Here is a 20,583-nt window from a genome sequence, read left to right as displayed (position 1 = left end):
ACCAACGATCAAGGGGAGAACACCATGACCATCCTGACCGAAGGCAAAGACGGGCCGGTCGTCCTGAGCCCGGACCAGGTCGAGGAGCTCGGCCGGGCGCTCGACGAGCTGCGCGACCGGATCGTCGCCGATCTCGGCGAGAAGGACCGCGAATACATCTACAAGGTCATCAAGGCCCAGCGGGGCTTCGAGATCGCCGGCCGCGGGCTGATGTACCTCGGCTTCCTGCCGCCGTTCTGGCTGGCGGGCGTGGCCGCACTCGGTGTGTCCAAGATCCTGGACAACATGGAGATCGGCCACAACGTCATGCACGGCCAGTACGACTGGATGCGGGAGAAGGGCCTGAACTCCCAGGTGTTCGACTGGGACACGGTGTGCCCGGCCGACCAGTGGAAGCATTCGCACAACTACATGCACCACACCTACACCAACATCCTGGACATGGACCGGGACATCGGTTACGGCATCCTGCGGATGGACGAGGGCCAGAAGTGGAATCCGTACTACCTGGGTAACCCGGTCTACGCGTTCCTGCTCATGGTGCTGTTCGAATGGGGCGTGATGCTGCACGACCTGGAAGCGGACAACATCGTCAAGGGCAAGCGGAAGTGGCGGGACATCAAACCGCTGTTGAAGGGGCAGGCCCGGAAATCGGGCCGGCAGGTGCTCAAGGACTACGTGGTGTTCCCGGCGCTGACCGGTCCACTGTTCCTGCACACCCTGGCCGGCAACGCCGCCGCCAACCTGGTGCGCAACCTGTGGACCTTCTCGATCATCTTCTGCGGGCACTTCCCGTCCGGTGTGCAGACGTTCACCGAGGAGGAGACGGCCGAGGAGACCCGCGGCGAATGGTATGTCCGGCAGATGCTGGGCTCGGCCAACATCAAGGGCGGCAAGCTGTTCCACATCATGTCGGGCAACCTGTCGCACCAGATCGAGCACCACCTGTTCCCGGACCTGCCGGCCTGCCGGTACCCGGAGATGGCGCCGGAGGTGCAGGCGCTGTGCGAGAAGTACGGCCTGCCCTACAACACCGGCGGGTTCACCAAGCAGATCGCCTCGGTGTGGGCCAAGATCTTCCTGCTCTCGGTGCCGGATCGCTTCACGAAGAGGGCACCGAAACCCGGTGTTATCGTGATGCGGAACCGGAAGGCTACCGAAGTGGGCGTGTGATGATCGGCAAGTTCGAGAGCAACAAGGACCTGGTCCAGGAATTGACTTCCTCGGGCGCCCGGCATGTCGGCAATATCGCCAACATCATCACCGGCACCGTCCAGGAGGTCACTCGGGAGATCGGTGAGTTCATCACCGACGCGATCGAGATGAACGAGGCCGCCGCGGCGGCGCGGCGCGACAGCGCCCAGCAGGAGTGGGGCGGCGAGCCCGGCGGCCCGCTCGTGGAGCCGGAGCGGCCCGGCGGGCCGGCGGAGGCGGTCTCCACGGAAAACCGGGTCACCGAATCCGAACGGCAGCCCGAGCCGACCGATCCGGCCGAGCAGCGCTGACGGCGGTTCGACTCACCAGACCGGCAACCGGCGGCGGTGCTCCACCACATCGGTGACGAGATCGCGGTAACCGTCGGTCAATTCGGCCAACCGGCACCACTGCAGATGGACCTCGGCGGTCCACTGCGGTGGTGCCGTGCTGTCGGTGGCGCCCCGGGCGGCGATGGTGTCCTGGGCCAGTACCCATTTCGCCGCCATTCGGTCGATGACCGCGCCGAGCGTTTCGGTGTGCAGGGTGGCGCCGCCGCGGTGCGGTACATGCGTGGCGACCCAGCCGTCGATCGCCGCCATCAGCTCGGTGCGACGTCCATCGATATCGTCGATCAGCTGGGCGCAGGCGGCGATATGGCCGGCGGAGGCATCCGGCCGATGCGCCGCCTCGACCGCAGAGCGCCGCCTGGTGTGGCAGACCGCCAGCCCGCCGGCGGCCACCAGGACCCGATGGGCGCCACGCCCGGGTACGCCGGGCGCGGAGAAGGCGCGCAGCAGCGCGTTCGGCGGCGGGAATTCGGCTTCGGCCACTGTCGGCGAATCGGCGGCCTGTCCGAAGTCGATGGTCATCGTGTACGCCCCTGTGGATAGCATGATCGGCCGTCGGCATCCGCGACAGTGCGGGTGGAAAATGAAGATCGCGCGGTTTTCCCGGCATTCTCAGGAAACCGTGGCCGGGTGGCCGGGCGCAATAGCAGTGGCGGCGATTTGCCGGTGCGGCCGGAAATCGTTATCCAGCATCACGGTCCGGTCGCGTCGTGGGTGAACGAATCGTCACCGCATGTCATCCGGTGGTGACCCGGATGCGATATTCGGCGACCGGCCGGTGGTTGCTGCAGGGACGCCGGGAATGCTCTACGCTCGATATTCATGGCCGCATACGTCTCGTCTCCCGAGCTGACCTTCGGATTCCTGTTCGCACTGGAAGCTCCGGAGCGGGTTGCCGAGGTGGTGCGCGACCTCATCATGCGCAAGACGGTGTCGGTTTTCCGGCTGGCCCGCTTCTCCGAAGACGATGCGGCACCGGAGCGCTACGTGGTGAATTGGGCCGTCATCCCGCAGATATCGATCACCACCGCGGCGCCCGGTCCGGCCGACCTCGCCGAGCGGGGCACGCTGCTGGTCAACGCGTTCCTCTCCGAAGACGGTGAGGTCAGCCTGTACGCGGCCCAGAACCACCCGGCCGACTGACCGATCCCGGCGGGCCGGAGGCGGTAGCGGAGCGTGGCCACGTAGGCCCTCGGGGGTCGGTCCGTTCGTCACCGTCCGATCCCGGTGGGCCGGAGGCGGTAGCGGAGCGTGGCCACGTAGGCCCTCGGGGGTCGGTCCATTCGACACCGTCCGATCCCGGCGGGCCGGAGGCAGTAGCCGAGTCACCGGCTGGAGCGGTAGAGCCGCCGGACGACGTCTTCGATGCCGGGTTCTTCGATCGACAGGTCGCGCACCTCGGCGCGGTCGGAGACGGCGGCCAGGAGCGCGGCGGCGGTGATCCGCTCGGCATCGAAGGCCACCCGCTGCCGCATCCCGCCGGCCTCACAGGTGAGCAACTCGGCGCCGGGCGGCAGCCCGGTCAGCTCCGGTGCCGGACCGGTCAGGTCGACCACCAGCACCCGGCGGGCTCCGACGGTGGCGGCCAGCCCGGTCAGTGAGCCGTCGTAGGCCAGCCGTCCGTGGTCCACCACCAGCACCCGGTCGCAGAGCCGTTCCACATCGCCCATGTCGTGGGTGGTCAGCAGCAGCGTCGTGCCGCGCTCGATCCGTTCGGTGCGCAGGAATTCGCGGAGGCGTTGTTTGGAGAGCACATCGAGGCCGATGGTCGGCTCGTCCAGGATCACCAGTTCCGGCGAGTGCAGCAACGCCGCGGCGACCTCGGCGCGCATCCGCTCACCCAGCGAGAGCTGGCGCACCGGGGTGTCCAGGGTGTCGGCCATCTCCAGCTGTTCGACCAGTTCATGGGTGCGTTTTGCCGCCCGCTCGCGATCCAGCCGATGGATCGCCGCCAGAATCGCGAACGATTCGCGCAGCGGCAGGTCCCACCACAACTGGGAACGCTGGCCGAACACCACCCCGACCCGGCGGGCCAGTTCGCGCCGCTGCCGTGCGGGTTCCATTCCGCAGGTGCGGATTCGGCCCGCGGTGGGCACCAGGATGCCGGTCAGCATCTTGATGGTGGTCGACTTGCCGGCCCCGTTCGCGCCGATGTAACCGACCGCGGCGCCGCGGTCGATCCGGAAACTCATCCGGTGGACCGCGGTCACGTGTTCCCGGTGACGGCGCCACCGGGAACCGGTGCGGCGGTAGACGGTGAACGTTCTGGTGAGGTCCTCGACCTCGACGATCGGGTCCGGTAACAGCGTCTCGTCCAATTATCCGCCGCCTCCCTGATAGTGCCTGGTTCCCAGTTGCCAAATCCCCAGGGCGAGCGCCCAGACCCAGGCCGCGGCCACCGGACTCCACCACGCCAGTGCCGCGGGCAGCAGATCCGGCCCGGGCAGTCCCAGCAGCTCGATGGTCGGCAGGTACGCGGTGAACGCCACCGGAATGGCCAGCCCGAACAGCAGTTTCAGTGGTGTCGGGAACACCGATGCGGGTTGCATGGCGGCGAACGAGCCACCGTAGGTGAAGCTGTTCGTCAGCTCCGCGCCGTCGACGAGGAAGAACTGGGCGCCGGCCGCGCAGACGAACAACCCGCAGAACACCGCGATTCCGCTGAGGATCGTGAGCAGCAGCAATCCGACACTGCCCGGGGTCCAGTCGATATCGTTGCGCCACAGTCCGATACCCAGGACGACCAGTGCCACGGCGGCGCGGGCCAGCCGGCGCAGCGAGATGTCGCTGGTGATCAGCTGCAGCAACAGCGGCTGCGGCCGCAGGTGATACGCGTCGAGGGTGCCGAGCCGGATCAGCTCGGGCAGGGCGTCCAGATGGCCGGCCAGCACCTGGGCGAGGGCGAACGAGGTGTTGCTGAGGCCGAACAGCAGCAGAGCGGCATCCAGGTCCAGTCCACCCAGCACCCGCACATTGTGGAAGATCACCCACACCTCGGCGAATTCCACGAACCCGATCAGGAAGGCACTGAACACCTCGGTGGCGAACGACAGCCGGTAGGTCTGCTGGGCGCGGATCCGGGACCGCAGGACCGCGGCGTAAGGGGTGTACCAGGCACCGGCATGCGCCGGGACACGGACCGATTCAGCCACCCTGCACCTCCAACCGCCGTCGTCCGGCCGCCAGCAGCATCCGGCCGAGGACGGCCGTCACCAGCAGCCAGGCCAGCTGGGTGGCGGCCGTCTGTACCGCTGCCAGGCCCTCGACCCGGCCCGAGAGGATATCGATCGGCGCCTGCAACATCGACGGAAACGGGGTGCTGTGGGCGACGGAGCGCAACCAGGCCGGAAACATGTGCACGGGTACGAAGAGCCCGGCGAGGAAGGTTCCGGCGATCTGGTAGAGCAGGCGCAGGCCGCGGGTCTCCACCACCCAGAACCCGGCCAGTGCCACCGCGAACAGGCACAGGAACGACAAGGCCACGGCGAGAACCACACTCAAGGTGCCCAGCAGGTAGGCCAACGGATCACCAGGCAGGGCCAGGCCGAACGTCGCGGCGCCGACCGCCAGGCTGGGCACCCCGCGCGGTAGGAAGGTGCAGGCGGCCCGGCCGAGATCGGCACACAGATAACCGAATTGGATGTCGACGGGGCGGAGGAAGTCGATGGCGACATCGCCGTTCTTGATCCGCTCGACCAGTTCGATCGGGGGACCGATCATCTGCGTCAGGCCCAGCATCGCCTGGGAGAGCCAGACATACGCGCCGATGCTGCCCTCGTCGTAACCGCCGAAATCGCCGGCTTCCCGCACCGCGGCCACCAGGACAGCCGCCCGCACGAAGCCGAAGACCGTATGGTTGACCAGCCCGGCGAGCATCGCCAGCTTGTACTGCGCCTGCCGGCGGAACCCGGCGCGCAACAGCTGCCAGTAGACCAGCACGACCTGCCATCGAGTGCTGCTGAGCTGCCACGAGTACAGCGCGGCGGTCACCCTGCCTTCCCCCGCCCATCTGCCCCGCACAGTCATCCAACTCTAAGGGAGAGGCCGCCGCTCCGCAGCCGAAAACCGCCAGTGACCGGACTTCATGTCCCGGTCACGAGCGGGGCCGGCGCCCGCGCGGATCAGCGTTCGGGGAACCCGGTCGCAAATCCGGCGGCGATGATCACGGTGCTGATCACTGCGATCACCAGGATGATCCACATGCATTCAGCGTAGCCCGAACCGGGCCCGCGCTTGCGCTATTCGTCGTCCAGGGCGTCGTCGGGTGCGGCCGGTAGTCGGATGACGAACCGAGCGCCGCCGCCCGGCCGGTCCAGGCACTGCACCCGGCCGCCGTGCGCCGCCACCGTCTCCGAAACCAGCGCCAGCCCGACGCCGGTGCCGGAGGTGGTCCGGCCGGTGTCCACGGTGGCGAACCGTTCGAAGATCCGTTCCCGGTCGGTGGCCGGCACACCCGGGCCGGCGTCGTCGACGATCACCACCGCCTGGTCACCGACCCGGTCCAGCCGTAGTTCCACCACGCCGCCACCGTGCCGATGCGCATTGTCGAGCAGGTTCGCGACCGACCGTTCCAGTTCCAGTTTGCGGCCCTCGACCACCACATCGTCGCAGACGGTGAGCAGGTCGGCCGGGTAGTGCCGACCGGCCAGGGTGTGTTCCAGCAGTTCCCGCAGCGACAGCGGCTCCGGGTCGCTGCGGTGTATTCCGGCCTCGGCGCGGGCGAGTGCCAGCAGATCGTCGAGCATCCGGCGCAGATGATCCAGTTCCTCGGTGACCAGGCCGAGCGCGGTCCGCGGCCGGGTGGACAACTCGTCGGCGTGCCGGGTGAGCACGGTGACGCTGGTGGTCAGCGTGGTCAGCGGGGTGCGCAATTCGTGCCCGATATCGGAGACCAGGCGGCGCTCGCGCTGGATGCGATGTTGCAGCGTATCGACCATGGCGTTGAAGGCACCGGCGGTGATGGCGAGATCCCGATCGCGGGTCTGTGGCATGCGCAGATTGTTCTCGCCGGCCGCGATGCGTGCGGCGGTTCCGGCCACCTGCCGCAATGGTGCCAGCGCGTGCCGGCTCGCCCACACCCCGATCCCGGCACCCAGTGCGGCGGCGATCAGTGCCCCGGCGATCAGCAGGGTGCGCAGCATCCGCAGGCTCGATTCCAGATCGGTGATCGGCGCGAACTCGTAGAGCACCGTGCCGGCGTTGTCGACCGTGATACCGGCCCGCAGGTAGCGGGTGTCGTCGAGGGCGACCTGGGCGGTCGGTGCGGGCGGATCCGCCGGTAGGGGAGTCCGGTTCAGGGCCGCCGCGACCCCGGGGTCGGTGCCGTACCAGGTGCCGCGGAAGCGCAACGCGACCCGGGTGCCTTCGGGCAGCGTCAGGGTGGCGAGCACCGCCTCGACATCGGCATCGGAGGTGCGCAGATCCGGACGCAGCACGTCGGCATGCGCACTGGCCAGCCGTTCGGCGGCGGTGGTGCGCTGCGACTCCATGTAGTCCCGGCCGACCAGGTAGACCGCGGCCGACAGGACCAGAGCGACCAGGCTGGCGCTGAGCGCGAAGGCGAGGACCACCCGGCCGCGGACGTTGCGCCACCGGGACCAGATCGGCCGGGTCGGCCGGTCAGGGCTGGACATCGAGTCGATAACCGAGGCCTCGGACGGTCACGATCAGCTGCGGATCGGAAGGGTCGCGCTCGATCTTGGTGCGCAACCGGCGCACGTGCACGTCCACGATCCGCTCGTCACCGAAGAAACCCTGATCCCAGATGCGTTCCAGCAGGGCGGCCCGGCTCAGCACCCGGCCCGGGGTCTCGGCCAGTTCGCACAGCAACCGGAATTCGGTGACGGTCAGATGCAGGTCCTCGCCGTCGGCGCGGACGGTGCCACGCTCCGGAGAGAGCACCACGTTCCGGCGCGGATCGCCGTCCAGGACGATGTCCTGCGGAGTGTCCCGATCGGAGGCCTGTCCGGCGCGGCGGCGCACCGCCCGCATCCGCGCGGTGATCTCCTTCACCTCGAACGGCTTGGTGACGAAATCGTCGGCACCGGCCTCCAGCGCGGCGACCACATCGTGGGTGTCGTCCCGGGCGCTGACCACGATGATCGGCACATCGTGGTCGCGCCGGATCTCCCGGATGCAGGCGAAGCCGTCCATCCCGCCGAGCATCAGATCCACGATCATGAAGTCGGGAACGCCCTCGTCGCGCAGCAGGGCCAGTGCGGTCTCGGCGGCGTCGGCCTCGGTGACCTCGTAGCCCTCGTCCTCCATCGCCAGGCGCAGTGAGGTCCGGACGCGGTGGTCGTCTTCGACGATCATCAGTCGGGTACTCAAGGCTGCTCTTCCCTGGGATGTCGGTGCTGCGGTGGTCCGGCGGGTGCTCCCGCGAACCTGTCCAGGTTACCCCTGGGCATCCCCGTGAAACGCCCACCCCGTGCCGGGGTCGGGCCGGTCACATCTCAGGTGAGCTCGGCGAATCGCTCCACTTCCTCGATCCGGCCGGAAACGATCAGCTCGTCGCCCGGCGCGACCATGGTGTCGGGCGTGGTGTAGGTGAATTCGCCGCCCTGATGCTTGATCGCCACCACGGTGATGTCGAAATGCTGCCGCAGCCCGCTGGAGGTGAGCGTCTTGCCGACCGCCGACGTCGGTGCGATGGTCTTGGCCATGGCGTAGTCGGAATCGAACTCGATGTAGTCGATCATCCGGCCGGCCACCAGGTGGGCGACCCGCTCACCCATATCGTGTTCGGGCAGCACCACATGGTGGGCGCCGACCCGCTCCAGGATCAGGCCGTGCCGGCGGCTGGTGGCCTTGGCCCAGATCCGGGGGATCTCGAAGTCGGCCAGCAACGATGTGGTGAGCACGCTCGCCTCCATATTGCTGCCGATGCCGACCACCGCATGCGGGAAGCCGGGCACGCCGAGTTGTTCGAGTGCGTCCATATCGGTGGTATCGGCCACCGCGGTATGGGTCAGCTCGTCGGAGTACTGCTGGACCAGGATGGGATTGGAATCGATGGCCAGCACCTCGGAACCGTGCGTGACCAGTTCGCGGGCCAGTGCGCTGCCGAACCGGCCCAACCCGATCACCACGACCCGGGTGCCGTGCTTACGTGGCGTTCTACCCAACAATCGGGCGCTCCTCAGGTAGTTCGTATCGTCTGCCGCGGCTGCGCAGGGCGAGTGCGCTCGCCAGCGTAATCGGTCCCAGCCGACCCAGGAACATCAACACGATGAGCACCAGATGGGCCGAATCCGGGACGTCGGCGGTGATTCCGGTGGACAGCCCCACCGTGCCGAAGGCCGAGACCACCTCGAACAGGGTGGTGTCCAGTGATTGCCGGGTGATCGTCGCCAGGGTGATGGTGGCGGCCACCACCGCACCGACGCCCGCGAGCGCGACTGTCAGCGCCTGACGCTGGACTGGTGGCGCCAGCCGGCGGCCGCCGACGTGGACGGTGGGTTCGCCCCGGACCTCGGCGATCATGATGAACGCCAGCAGCGCGAAGGTGGTCACCTTGATCCCGCCGGCGGTGCCGGCGCTGCCGCCGCCGATGAACATCAACACCTCGGTGACCAGCAGGGTGGACGAATGCATGGCACCGACGTCGGCGGTGTTGAACCCCGCGGTGCGTGGAGTCAGCCCCTGGAAACCGCCGACGAGCAACTTGTCGAACACGCCGAGCGGGCCGAGGGTCGCCGGATTGGTCCATTCGAGCGCCGTCACCGCAACGACACCGAACACGCACAAGCTGCTGTACGCGATGAGCGTGATCCGGGTATGCAATGACCAGTGCCGCCGGGATCCGCGGCTCCATTGCCGTTTGACCGACTTGGCCACCTCGTACACGACCGGAAACCCGAGTCCACCGATCACGAAGGCAATCACCACCGGGCCGACGATGAGCGGATCGGTGGCGAACCGGGTCAGGCTGTCGCTCCACAACGCGAACCCCGCGTTGTTGTAGGCCGAGATCGAGTGGAAGATCCCGAGGTAGATGCTCTCCCAGCCGTAGCCGTATCCGGTGGCGAACCGGAGGGCCAGAACTGTCGCGACAACCGCTTCGACGATGAGGCTGATCCGGATGATGTTGCCGACGACGCGCCGGACCTCGCCGAGTTTGAGCGCCTTGGTCTCGGTCTGTGCGATCAGCTGCATGCGCAGCCCCATTCGGCGGGCCACGAGCAGGCCGAGCATCGAGGCGAGCGTCATGATGCCGAGGCCACCGACCTGGATCAGGCCGAGAATCACGACCTCGCCGAATATCGACCAGTGCTCGCTGGTGTCGACCACCACCAGACCGGTGACGCACAGTGCCGAGACTGCGGTGAACAGCGCGAGAACGGGTCTGGTGGCACTTCCGTCCTCGGCGGAGATCGGCAACATCAACAGGAGCGCGCCGACGACTGCCACCCCGGCGAAACCGAACACGGTCGCCCGCGCCGGATGCCGGGGACTGGGCAGCAGCTTCGAAAGCAGCTGCGCCCACGGCCGCCCGGTCGCTCCTCGATGCTCTTCGGTGCTCATTCGACGCCGATACCCGAACGAATCATGTTTCTCCTGGCTCCTCATGGTGACGGTGGTGGCCTATCCGACGATCGGCCGCTCCTCCGGCAGCTCGTAGCGTCGGCTGCGATTACGCAGCGCCAGCGCCGTGGCCAGGGTGATCGGACCCAGTCGTCCGGCGAACATCAGGCCGGTCAGCACGACCAGAGCCGGTTGCGGGAGGTCTTCGGTGAGCCCGCTGGACAAGCCGACCGTTGCCGTCGCCGAGATGACGTCGAACAGGGTCTCGTCGAGCGGATAGTGCGACAGTTTGGTGACCGTGATCGTTCCGATCACCACGAAGGCCACCGAGATCAGTGCGATGGTCAGCGCCTGTCGCTGCACCGGCGGGGCCAGCCGGCGGCCCATCACGTGCACGGTCGGCTCGCCGCGGATCTCGGCGAATATGACGAAGGCCAGCAGCGCGAACGTGGTCACCTTGATTCCGCCTGCGGTGCTGGCACTGCCGCCACCGACGAACATCAGGACCTCGACCATCAGCCGGGTCGACGGCAGCATCTCGCCGATCTCGATCGTGTTGAAGCCCGAACTGCGCGGTGCCAGGCCCTGGAAGCCACCGGCGAGCAGCTTCTCCGTGACGCCCATCGGGCCGAGAGTAGCGGGATTGGTCCATTCGAAGACGGTCACGGCGAAGATGCCCACCCCGGCGAGCAGGCCGTAGGTGACCAGCGTGACCTTGGTGTGCAGGGACCACCGCCAACTGCGTTGCTGTCTGCGCATCTGCCGCCGGACCGAGCGGAGTACCTCGTAGATCACCGGGAACCCCAGACCACCGATCACGAACGCGAGGGTGATCGGGATGATGATCCACGGGTCGGCGGCGAACCGCGTCATGCTGTCGCTCCAGAGTGCGAAGCCCGCGTTGTTGTAGGCGGAGATGCCGTGGAAGACACCCAGATAGACGGCGCGGCCGGGGCTGTAGTCGTAGGCGGTGGCGAACCGCAGGCTCAGCAGGATCGACGTGACCAGCTCGACCACGAGGCTGATCCGGATGACGTTGATCACCACGCGCCGGATCTCGCCGAGTTTGAGCGACTTGTTCTCCGACTGCGCGATCAGCTGCATGCGCAGCCCCATCCGCCGGGCCACCAGCAGACCGAGCATCGACGCGAACGTCATGATGCCGAGGCCGCCGATCTGGATCAGGCCCAGGATGGCCACCTGCCCGAAGGTCGACCAGTGCGTACCGGTATCGACCACCACCAGGCCGGTGATGCACACCGCCGAGACCGCGGTGAACAGTGCGTCGACCGGCCGGGTGGCCGTGCCGTCGGCTGCCGCCCACGGCAACATCAGCACCGCCGTGCCGACCAGCGAAGTGAAGGCGAAGGCGATCACGACCAGTCTGGCCGGGTGCCGAGGGCTGGGCACCAGCAAGGCGCGCAGCCGAGTCTTTCTGGTCTCGGCTCTCGCAGAGGAATCGCCCGGGCTCATTCGATACCGGAACCGATGTCGGACACGAGGTTCTCCTGCACTCGCAGTTTGGCGCAACTGGAGGAAAGTACTGCTGAATTCGGCCGTCCGCAATCATGGCGGCCCGCTGCGTGGCGGACACCGAGCGGAGGTGACACAGTCCGTCCGCCCGAGTTCGGTTTTCCCGACCGGTGGGTAGCAATCGGGTGGCACACCCGGACCTGCTCCGATCCTCCCGGGGCGGTATCCAGCAGGTTCGTGGCACACCCCGGCGGGGTGTGCCACGCCGGGGCGCAGCGCCGGGAACCGAACCTCCCGGCTGTGATATTCATCGCCTTGAACCCACGGCCGCGGGGCCGGCTCAACTCCCGCCGGTGTCCGGCCGGCCGTTCGACGCCGCATGCAGCCCGGAGGGCGCGCTCGCCTCCAGCATGCGGATCGCCGATTCCACGGCGCCGAGCCGGTCGGCCAGCAGGCCGAGCCCGGCCACGGCCCGGACCAGCGGGTCGTCTTCGGCGCCGCCGAGGGCCCGTTCCCGCTGATATGCGGCCTGCACCGCGGCCCACCGCTGTTGCTGTGCCTCGGTCAGGGTGCCGCGGAGCGCACCCAGGGCGAGCAGATTCGCCTCGGCGCCGCCGGCCAGGGTCTGCGCTTCACCCGTGTAGTGGTCGTCGATCAGCGTGGCCAGTTCGGCGTCGTTCATCACCGGCACGATGTGTTCGGTCAGCGCATTCATGTTCCGGTAGGACCCCTGCAATCGGAACGGTGGCGCCGTGCGGCTCGCCTCGGCCGTCGCCGCCGACGCGACATAGGCACGGTTGACCGCCAGCACCACGTCCCGGGCCCGCAGCATCTTGGTCAGTACCGCGACCATGTCGGCCGTTTCGTCCGCCGAGTACGGGTGGGTCAGCTGGTCGGCGTGCGCGGTCTCGTCACCCGCGGCCATCCGGACCAGCACCTCCAGGTCGCCGCGCTCCCGCCCGGACAGGGCGGCCAGAACCGGGTTCGAGGTCAACGCGTTCTCGATGTAGCTCAGTGCGAACAGTTCGTCGCGGCCGGACAGGACATCGCCGAGATTCCAGACATCGGCACGGTTGGCCAGCATGTCCGGGATCCGGAAACGTTTGCCCTGCTCGGTGTACGGGTTGCCGGACATGCAGACCGCGAACCGTTTACCGCGCAGGTCGTAGGTCCGGCTCCGCCCGCGCCACACCCCCTCCATCCGCCGTTGCCCGTCGCACAACGAGATGAACTTCTGCAGCAGCTCGGGGGAGGTGTGCTGGATATCGTCCAGGTACAGCATGACGTTGTTGCCCATTTCCAGGGCGAAGCCGATCTTCTCGACTTCCTGGCGGGCGGCGGCGTCCGGTGCCTCGTCCGGATCGATGGACTGGACCGCATGTCCCAATGCGGGGCCGTTCACCTTCACGAACACCAGGCCGAGGCGCGCCGCAACATACTCCAGCAGAGTGGTCTTGCCGTAGCCGGGTGGCGAGATCAGCAACAACAGACCGGACTGGTCGATCCGTTTGTCCGCGCCGGTGCTGCCCAGCTGTTTGGCCAGATTGTCGCCGATCAGCGGCAGATAGACCTCGTCCAGCAGGCGGTTGCGGACGAAGCCACGGGGGACGGTGGGCCGGAATTCGTCCAGCCGCAGCCGCTCCCGTTCGGCAGCGACGAGTTCGTTGCGCCGGGCCAGGTAGGACCGGAACCCCGGGACGCGCTCGCGGTGGTGGACTGCGGTGCGATGCAGCAGCTCGTCTAGCCGGATGGGTAACGACCGATCGCTGATACGCGGGTGGGTGCCGAGCAGCCCGGTCACCGTCACCGCCCGTTCGGCGCCGGAATCGCGCCGGGCAATGCTGCCGCCACACAGCTCGATCGCCACCGCCTCGGCGAGATCTCCCGCCGGGTCCGGCCCAGCCTCCGGGTGATCGGCACCGGTCTGGAACGCCGAAAGCCACGCGGTGACCAGCTGGTGCCGCTGCGCCGGGTCGGCCAACGCGGTCCGGTCCCGATCGTAGTCGGCGCGGGCGCTGCGGCCGGCGGCAGACAGGCGACGGTGGAACCGGTCGACCAGGGTGCGCGCACTGCGCGCCGTGACGAACTCGGGCGTCGATCCGCCGGTCCCCAATTCGGCGAACAGGTATTCGGCCGCGGCTCGGGGGTCGGCATCCGCCAGACCGAGCACGGCGGTCAGCTCGGCGATCCGGTCGGCCAACTCGGCTAGCAACTGCTCCACACCGCGCCCGAGATGATGTCCGCTAATGCTGTTCGGTTCCGGCGCGGTCCCGGGCGGCGCGGCGGAGTTCGTATCGGGTTGCGGGACTCCGCCTCGGGCAGGGCCGGCGGTCTCGGAGTCCGGCCCCGTGGCCGGTTCGGCGGCCGGGGCCGTGCCGATCCCGAACAGCTGTCCGGCCCGGGACAGCGAACCGATCCGGGTGTGCCAGGTCCGGCGGGTCTGCTCATCGAGGCCGGGATCGGTGCACCACCACAGCTGGGCAGCCGCCCGGTCGCTCGCCCGGTAGCGGAGCAGTCCGGCGCCGGCCCGCAAACGCAGCACCGCCGCCAGGATCGCGGCGGCGTCGTGGTCGTGGACGCCGCGTTCGTACCCTTCGTCGTAGCGTTGTTCGGCGGCGCGGGTGACCTGGGCCGTCAGGTCCTGTTCGGCCGATGCGGCGGCCTGCAGGGCCCCGAGGGTGCCCGCCGCTTCGGCCTCGGCCAGGATTCGCGATGCCAGGTACTCGGATCGGTAGGTCGCCGGGGTCTCCGAGGCCAGCACCTGATCCCAGAAGTCCGCGGTGCCGGCGAACTCGGCATCGTGCACCGGGGCGCGGTAGTCCGTCCCGGGGAGGGTGTAGGCCATCCCGCCGGGGCCGGGAACCATCGCCAGATCCAGGCGCTGCGTGTTCACCGCGAAGCGGTGCCGGCCCAGCCGGATTCCGTCGGCGCCGAACATCTCGGCGCGGTCCCGCAGGGACCGTCCGGCCTCCTGCCGGATCGCCGCCAACCGGCCGTCCAACTCCTCGGCGCGTACGACCTCGTCGAGCCCGCGCAGCTCGGTGATCACCGTGCGGATCCGGGTGACCAGCGGATCACCGGCGAAGAAGGTGTTCACCTCGTCCAGCGAACCGAGGGCGGCGCAGCGGCGTTCGATGCCGGCGAGCACCCGGTTCGCGGAGTCGGCCAGCCGCCCGGCCCGCCGGGAACGTTCGTCGACCAGGCTCTGGCGGCGGGCCGCGAACGCCTCGTGCACGTCCTCCCGAACCGCGGCGAGCCGGTCGGCGAAATCGTCGAACTGGCCGAATCGCGCCTCCAGCGTTTCGATGGCCGACATCACCCGGGCCACCTGATCGTCGCAGGCATCGGGTGAGTCGGCGGTGGCCAGCGCCGCGGTCACCGTCTGGCCGAGCAGGGTGTGCTCGGCGGAGAACTCGGCCCGAGCCTCCGCCCCGGCCAGTTCGTCGCAGCGCGCGTTCAGTGTGGCACCGACCCGGTTCAGGGCGGCGAGGACCGCACCCACCTGCTCCAGGATCCGGGTCCGGACCGTGGCGTCGGCGATCGCCAAGGTGCCGATCACTTCGGTGACGGTGTTCAATCCCGCGGCCTGCTCGGCCAGCCGGTCCCGGATCTCGGTCGCGTCGGCAACGCTGGTGATCGCCTCGGCCCGGGCCGCCGACGCGGCGAGATCGGACTGGTAGGAGGAGAACGCGTCGGGATCGCCGAGGAACGCCACGGCGCGCGATCCGGTGTCCATGATCGCCTCGGCCACTTCGGAATCGAGTTCGTCGAGTCGGTCCAGGTCGAGGTACCGGACCTCACGCAGGGACGCCAACCGGCCCTGGGCACGGTGCAGCTCGGTGAGTTGCCGAACCCAGCCGTCGGCGTCCGAATGCGCCGCGGCCCGGGCCATGCGCAGCAGCGGCAGCACCTGATCGGCGGCTGCGTCCAGCCGGGCGGCCGCCGCCGCGGTGCGTGCCGCAACCTTCTCGAACTCCGCGAGGACCTGTTCCGCGGTGTCCCGCAGGGCCTGCACGGGTTCGGTGAGTGCACCGAGGTCCGGTTCGCCCAGCCAGTGGTGGAGATCCATGGCGCGTGCGCAGGCGGCGCCGAGAGTTTCGAACACCGCAGCGGCCGGAGCCATTTCGGCAACCATCCGGGTCAGGGCCAGGCAGTCGGCGATTCCGCGGACCAATTCCGGGTTGCCGACCCGAGCCAGCGGCCCGCTACCGGTGCGTTGCTGTGCCGCGTGCTCCTGGGACAGGAACGGCGTCTGCCATATCTGCAGGGTGTGTACCCGCACCGCCTCCTCCGAGCCGCTGCGCAGCGCCACCATGGTGCCGTCGTCGAACAGTGCGTAGCCGTGGCAGGTCAGTGCGGTGGCCACCTGCTCCCTGATCATGTTGTACGGCAACAGTAGGGTGCGCCCGGCGGCGCGGGCATGGAAGACGTACAGCACGTCCTCGCCGTTGGCCGAACGGATGGTGCGCTCGTATTCGAGATCGCCGATCGGAGTGTCGAAGGTCTTGTAGACACCGGTGGCCAGGTAGTAACCGCCCGGGAAGATGATCCCCTGATCGTCGGGCAACAGCCGGCAGGCCGCGCCGATCCCGTCCAGCCGGACCACCGTGGCGGTCCGGGTGTTGAACACCAGATGCCGCCATTCGGTTTCGTTGTACGGGCGGATCCGCAGCAGGATCAGCGCGCCGACCTCGGCGTAGTGGATATCCGCGTCGGCCAGGCTCTGCAGCGGTTCGTCCACCGGCTCGCTGTAGATACCCGCACCGGTCTCGGTGTTGTTCTCCACCTTGACCGTGAGGGTGCCGCCGAGAGTTTCGACGAACACCTTGCCCAGGATGGACAGGTGTGGATGCCGGCCCGGAACCTGGTCGTCCCGGGTGGCCTCGATCCAGTCGAATTCGTGGGCGGCCGGGAACCGGTGGTCCTCGTCGCCGCGGTTGTCGAGGTACTCGGCGGACCCGGCCGGGTCCAGCTGCCAGCGCAGGACCTTGGTGTCCTCGATGCGTTCCCCGGTCTGGAACACCGCCAGCACGCGCTCGTCGACCCGGCGCTGCTGCAGCAGCCGGGTGCCCTTGTGATAGCGATGCAGTTCATCGAAGTCCCGGACGAACCGTTCGTCGTCGAGCAGACCGGGCAGCGCGTCGGGCTCGAACTCGAACCCCGACTCGCCCCGCCACATCCGCCGCACCGAGAGCACATCGCCGACCTCGGCGGCCGGTTTCATCCCCAGGAACACATTGAAGCCGAACAGGATGCGACGGCCCGGCAGCGCCACCAGATCGCGGGAGACGCAGGCATGCTCGGTGCGCAGCCGCTCGGTACCCAGCAGCCGCCATTCGATGCCGCCGAATTCGGCGATGCGGCGTTCGTTCAGCTCCTCGCAGCGGTCGGCGAGTTCGGTTGCCTGAGCGCGCAACCGGTCGCGCAGTACCTCGTAGGTGCCGCCGTCGAGCGTGGCAGCCGGATCGGGCGGGGCCGGGGCCGAACCGTCGTCGGACGGCTCGGTGTGTTCGGTGCTCATGCCTTGGTGACCGTCACGTCACCGTTCGAGGCCGGCTCGCCCTTGCCGGCGAGGAACGAGCCGACCAGGGAGGTCGCCGCCGCTCCGGCATCGGATTCGAGCAGCCGGTCCATGCCCCGGGCCAGGCCGATCGAGCCGACCACCCGGTCCAGGAAGACCGACTCGCCGCCGACGATGTCGATGTTCGCCTGCTCGAGGCCCTTGGCCAGCACCGTCGCCTGTGCCTCGGCGATATCGCGGTGCGTCTGGACCTTGGCCAGCTCGACCTCCTTCTCCAGCTCCAGCCGCAGCCGGTACTCCTCGTGTTCGCGGGTGGCGTCGTCGAGGGCCGCCATCGCACCGGCCTTCTCCTGCAGGCCTTCCGCCTCACCCTTCAGCTTCTCGCGCAGCCCCTCGGCCTCGACGAGATTGCGCTCGCGCAGTGCGGCGGCCTCCGCCCGGCCCACCTGCTCGATCGCCTCGGCCTCGGCGATCTTGACCTGCGCCTGCCCGAGCCCATAGGCGGCCGACTCCGCCTGCGCCGCTTCGGCCAGCCGGATCTTGGCGCCCGCCTGCAGTTCCGCGGTCTGCTGTTCGGATTCGGCGAGGGTCAGCGCCTCCTTGGCCCGGAACTTGGCGGCTGCTTCGGCGGCTTCCGCCGCCTTGATGTCCTTGACCAGGTGTTCCTGCGCGTCGGCCTCCGCCCGGATGATGATGGCCTGGCGTTCCCGCTCGGCGGCCTCCACGGCGCGCAGGCGGTTGATCTGTTCCTCCTGCTCGGCGACGGTCTTGTCGACCGCGACGCGTTCCCGGACCACCTCGGACACGGAGCGACGTTCGGTTTCGATCTCCCGCTCGTTGGCGATCTCGGCCAGCGCGATGGCGCGGTCCCGATCGGTCACCTCGAGCATCCGGTCCTTCTCGATCCGCTCCGATTCGATCGCGATCACCCGTTCCCGGTTCTTCTCCGCGACCGCGATCTCCCGGTCCTTGTTCTCCGACTGGATACCCAGTGCCTCGTCGGTGCGCAGCTGCGCGGTACGGGCCTTGAGCCGCTCTTCGGCCTGCACCCGCTCGATCTCGGCTTCCTCACGCGCCCGCAGCGTTTCGACCTCGCGCCGCTGCCGGTTCTCGGCGTCGGCCTGCTGACGTTCCAGGGCCAGCACCGCCTCGCGCGCCTCGACGTTCTGCTTGGTGATCTCCTTCTCTTCACCGCGACGCAGTTCGTTGGTGCGGACGTGTTCGATCGCGGTGAGCTCGGTGATCTTGCGGATGCCCTGTGCGTCCAGGATGTTCTGGGCGTCGAGCTGGGCCAGCGGCGTCTGCTCCAGGTAGTCGATCGCGGCGTCCTCGAGGCTGTAGCCGTTGAGGTCGGTGCCGATCACCGCGATGATGCGGTCGCGGAACTCGTCACGATGGGTGTAGAGGTCGGTGAAGTCCAGGTGCTTGCCGACCGTCTTGAGCGCCTCGGAGAACTTGGCGTTGAACAGTTCCTGCAGCGTCTGCTGGTCACTGGCCCGGGTGGTGCCGATCGCCTGGGCCACCTTGATCACGTCCTCGCGGGTCTTGTTGACCCGTACGAAGAAGGTGATCCGGATATCGGCGCGGATATTGTCCTGGCAGATCAGTCCGTCGCGGCCCAGCCTGGCGATCTCGATGGTCTTCACCGAGATGTCCATGTACTCGGCCCGATGCACGATCGGGAGCACCACCGCGCCGGTGAAGGTCACATCGACCTTCCGGGACTTGGAAACGATCAGGGCCTGTCCCTGATTCACCTTCTTGAACAGCTGCATGACCAGGACCAGGCCGGCGAGCAGGACGAGCACGACGACGGCGAACACCACGCCGAGGCCGATCGCGAGTGTGGACATTCAGATCCCCTCCCAAGGGGCCACCAGGAAAGTCGCGGTGGCATGGTCGTAGTCGTAGATGAGCGCTTCGTCCCCCTGGACGAGAGGACCGGTCGCGGCGTCTCGGGCGCTCTGCCGGACCTGGATGATCGCCGACGATCCGTCGGCGGAAACAAGTTCTGCCTGGCCGAATTCGGTATCGACCCGGCCGGTGCGGACGGTGCAGACCCGTCCCACGAAATCGGTATGTGAGGGCGGTGTCTCGATCTCCAGTGCCCGCCGCATCCGGCGGGTCACCAGCCTGGTGATCAGGATCGCGGCCAGCGTCGCCAGGACCAGGACCCCCAGTCCCGCACCGATCGCGACCGGGCCGGTGAATCCGGCGTTGTCGATCGCCACCCCGCCGGCCAGGCAACCGAACCAGCCGGTCGAAACCACTCCGGTCACAGCCACGGTCACCGGTACACCTCCCATTCCCAGTGCGTCCGTCAGCCCCGCCAGGCTTCCGGTGCGCGCATCGCCGTCGAGCAGGTCGAGACCTGCGCCGCCGGCCAGCACCAGCAACCAGTAGCCGATGACCACCAGCAGTGCGAAGCTGAACAGTGCAGCAGGAAAAGTCAGTGTCGCGGTAAGGAACTCACCCATGCTTCGGCAACATCGGCGCTGCCGTCCGGACCACCGGACCGACAGGTCGAGTGCCGTATTCGAACCACCCCGATACGTGCACCGGAGTCTCCCCTCGTCGAGTCGATCCCCCGGCCTGTGCGGCTGGGGGCGCCGACCAGACTTCCCGGCTCACCTGCTGTAAGGATGCCGCAAACGAGATTCGGGCGCAACTGGATCGAGGCCCGGGCTGATCGGGCAGCGGTGGTGCGAGCGCGGCATCGCGCGCACTGTCGGTGGTGTGCGTCACAATGCAGGGGCAGGTCCGGTACGCCCGTGACGACGCGGACCAGAAGCGTGCCGACGTAGTCGAAGGAGGCGGTCATGCATCCCGATCCCGATCAGGTGAAGGCAGCCACAGCCGGTCCGGTACGGCTCCGGGGCGATCTGGACCCCGGCCTGTCCCGGTGGATGTGGCTGGTGAAATGGCTGCTCGCCATCCCGCACGCCATCGTGCTGTTCTTCCTCTACATCGCCTACGCGGTCGTGACCGTGATCGCGTTCTTCGCGATCCTGTTCACCGCGAAGTATCCGCGGCCGTTGTTCGAATTCAACGTCGGCGTGATGCGCTGGTCCTGGCGGGTGACCTTCTACGCTTACGGAGTCCTCGGGACCGACCGCTATCCACCGTTCACCCTGGCAGCGCGCCCGGACTATCCGGCCGATCTCGAGATCGACTATCCCGAACGGCTCAGCCGCGGGCTGGTCCTGGTCAAGTGGTGGCTGCTGGCGATCCCGCACTACCTGATCCTGGGCGCGCTGTTCAGCGGTGCCTATGCCTTCGCCGGCGGCGACGAGCAGGCCACGGCCTTCGCGATTCCGGTGATCGGGGTGTTGCTGCTGGTCGCGGTGATCGGGCTGCTGTTCACCGGCCGCTATCCGCAGGGGCTGTTCGACCTGATCCTCGGGCTGGAGCGGTGGGCGATCCGGGTCCACGCCTATGCCGGGCTGATGCGGGACGACTACCCGCCGTTCCGGCTCGACCAGGGCGGCCGGGAACGCTGACCGGCGTCCTGCCGGTGTA

16 protein-coding genes are annotated in these 20,583 nt (G+C 68.3%); 4 read left to right on the top strand and 12 right to left on the bottom strand.

Translation table 11 applies throughout. The annotated features are described in order from the left end of the window. Positions 1 to 24 precede the first annotated feature (24 nt). Both AC1HFH_RS20640 and AC1HFH_RS20635 read left to right on the top strand, forming a co-directional pair. On the top strand, positions 25 to 1,173 hold the full coding sequence (locus AC1HFH_RS20640) for a fatty acid desaturase family protein (protein ID WP_480244433.1): 1,149 nt from the start codon (positions 25 to 27) through the stop codon (positions 1,171 to 1,173). Continuing rightward, on the top strand, positions 1,173 to 1,505 hold the full coding sequence (locus AC1HFH_RS20635; protein ID WP_480244432.1) for a hypothetical protein: 333 nt from the start codon (positions 1,173 to 1,175) through the stop codon (positions 1,503 to 1,505). Before AC1HFH_RS20640 ends, AC1HFH_RS20635 begins: the two co-directional genes overlap by 1 nt. Before the next feature lie 12 nt (positions 1,506 to 1,517). Here AC1HFH_RS20635 and AC1HFH_RS20630 read toward each other — a convergent pair whose 3' ends face one another. After that, on the bottom strand, positions 1,518 to 2,066 hold the full coding sequence (locus AC1HFH_RS20630; RefSeq protein ID WP_480244431.1) for a DUF4254 domain-containing protein: 549 nt from the start codon (positions 2,064 to 2,066) through the stop codon (positions 1,518 to 1,520). A 300-nt stretch (positions 2,067 to 2,366) separates the two neighbouring features. Between AC1HFH_RS20630 and AC1HFH_RS20625 the strand changes: the two genes are divergently transcribed. Further along, complete coding sequence (locus AC1HFH_RS20625) at positions 2,367 to 2,687, top strand: hypothetical protein (protein WP_480244430.1); 321 nt, start codon at positions 2,367 to 2,369, stop codon at positions 2,685 to 2,687. A 182-nt stretch (positions 2,688 to 2,869) separates the two neighbouring features. Here the strand turns inward: AC1HFH_RS20625 and AC1HFH_RS20620 are convergent, their stop codons facing one another. The 11 genes from AC1HFH_RS20620 to AC1HFH_RS20570 all read right to left on the bottom strand — a co-directional run bounded on the left by AC1HFH_RS20620 (position 2,870) and on the right by AC1HFH_RS20570 (position 19,541). Next, entirely contained in the window at positions 2,870 to 3,862 is a 993-nt protein-coding gene (locus tag AC1HFH_RS20620; protein WP_480244429.1) for an ABC transporter ATP-binding protein, read from the bottom strand. Next, a complete protein-coding gene (locus AC1HFH_RS20615) occupies positions 3,863 to 4,696 on the bottom strand; it encodes an ABC transporter permease (protein WP_480244428.1) in 834 nt (277 codons plus the stop codon). Next, the gene (locus AC1HFH_RS20610) at positions 4,689 to 5,534 is read right to left on the bottom strand and encodes an ABC transporter permease (RefSeq protein ID WP_480244427.1); all 846 of its coding nucleotides are present in this window, start codon (positions 5,532 to 5,534) and stop codon (positions 4,689 to 4,691) included. The genes AC1HFH_RS20615 and AC1HFH_RS20610 overlap by 8 nt, the downstream gene beginning before the upstream one ends. Positions 5,535 to 5,782: 248 nt before the next feature. Then, positions 5,783 to 7,177, bottom strand: a complete 1,395-nt coding sequence (locus AC1HFH_RS20605; protein ID WP_480244426.1) for an ATP-binding protein — start codon at positions 7,175 to 7,177, stop codon at positions 5,783 to 5,785. After that, positions 7,164 to 7,874, bottom strand: a complete 711-nt coding sequence (locus AC1HFH_RS20600) for a response regulator transcription factor (protein ID WP_480244425.1) — start codon at positions 7,872 to 7,874, stop codon at positions 7,164 to 7,166. Before AC1HFH_RS20600 ends, AC1HFH_RS20605 begins: the two co-directional genes overlap by 14 nt. Before the next feature lie 125 nt (positions 7,875 to 7,999). Beyond that, positions 8,000 to 8,674, bottom strand: a complete 675-nt coding sequence (locus AC1HFH_RS20595) for a potassium channel family protein (protein ID WP_480244424.1) — start codon at positions 8,672 to 8,674, stop codon at positions 8,000 to 8,002. Beyond that, on the bottom strand, positions 8,664 to 10,070 hold the full coding sequence (locus AC1HFH_RS20590; RefSeq protein WP_480244423.1) for a TrkH family potassium uptake protein: 1,407 nt from the start codon (positions 10,068 to 10,070) through the stop codon (positions 8,664 to 8,666). The genes AC1HFH_RS20595 and AC1HFH_RS20590 overlap by 11 nt, the downstream gene beginning before the upstream one ends. Before the next feature lie 60 nt (positions 10,071 to 10,130). Beyond that, positions 10,131 to 11,480: a TrkH family potassium uptake protein gene (locus tag AC1HFH_RS20585; protein ID WP_480247922.1), complete on the bottom strand. Its 1,350-nt coding sequence runs from the start codon at positions 11,478 to 11,480 to the stop codon at positions 10,131 to 10,133. 403 nt (positions 11,481 to 11,883) lie between these two features. Beyond that, a complete protein-coding gene (locus tag AC1HFH_RS20580; protein WP_480244422.1) occupies positions 11,884 to 17,064 on the bottom strand; it encodes a DNA repair ATPase in 5,181 nt (1,726 codons plus the stop codon). Then, entirely contained in the window at positions 17,061 to 18,917 is a 1,857-nt protein-coding gene (locus tag AC1HFH_RS20575) for a flotillin family protein (RefSeq protein ID WP_480244421.1), read from the bottom strand. The genes AC1HFH_RS20580 and AC1HFH_RS20575 overlap by 4 nt, the downstream gene beginning before the upstream one ends. Beyond that, positions 18,918 to 19,541: a hypothetical protein gene (locus AC1HFH_RS20570; RefSeq protein ID WP_480244420.1), complete on the bottom strand. Its 624-nt coding sequence runs from the start codon at positions 19,539 to 19,541 to the stop codon at positions 18,918 to 18,920. It lies immediately after the preceding gene. Between the two features lie 342 nt (positions 19,542 to 19,883). Here AC1HFH_RS20570 and AC1HFH_RS20565 point away from each other — a divergent pair, with 342 nt between their 5' ends. Further along, a complete protein-coding gene (locus AC1HFH_RS20565) occupies positions 19,884 to 20,564 on the top strand; it encodes a DUF4389 domain-containing protein (protein WP_480244419.1) in 681 nt (226 codons plus the stop codon). Positions 20,565 to 20,583: the final 19 nt, after the last annotated feature.

It is taken from the genome of Nocardia sp. KT25-26, from assembly GCF_056627695.1.
This window is presented reverse-complemented; position numbering and strand designations above follow the sequence as displayed.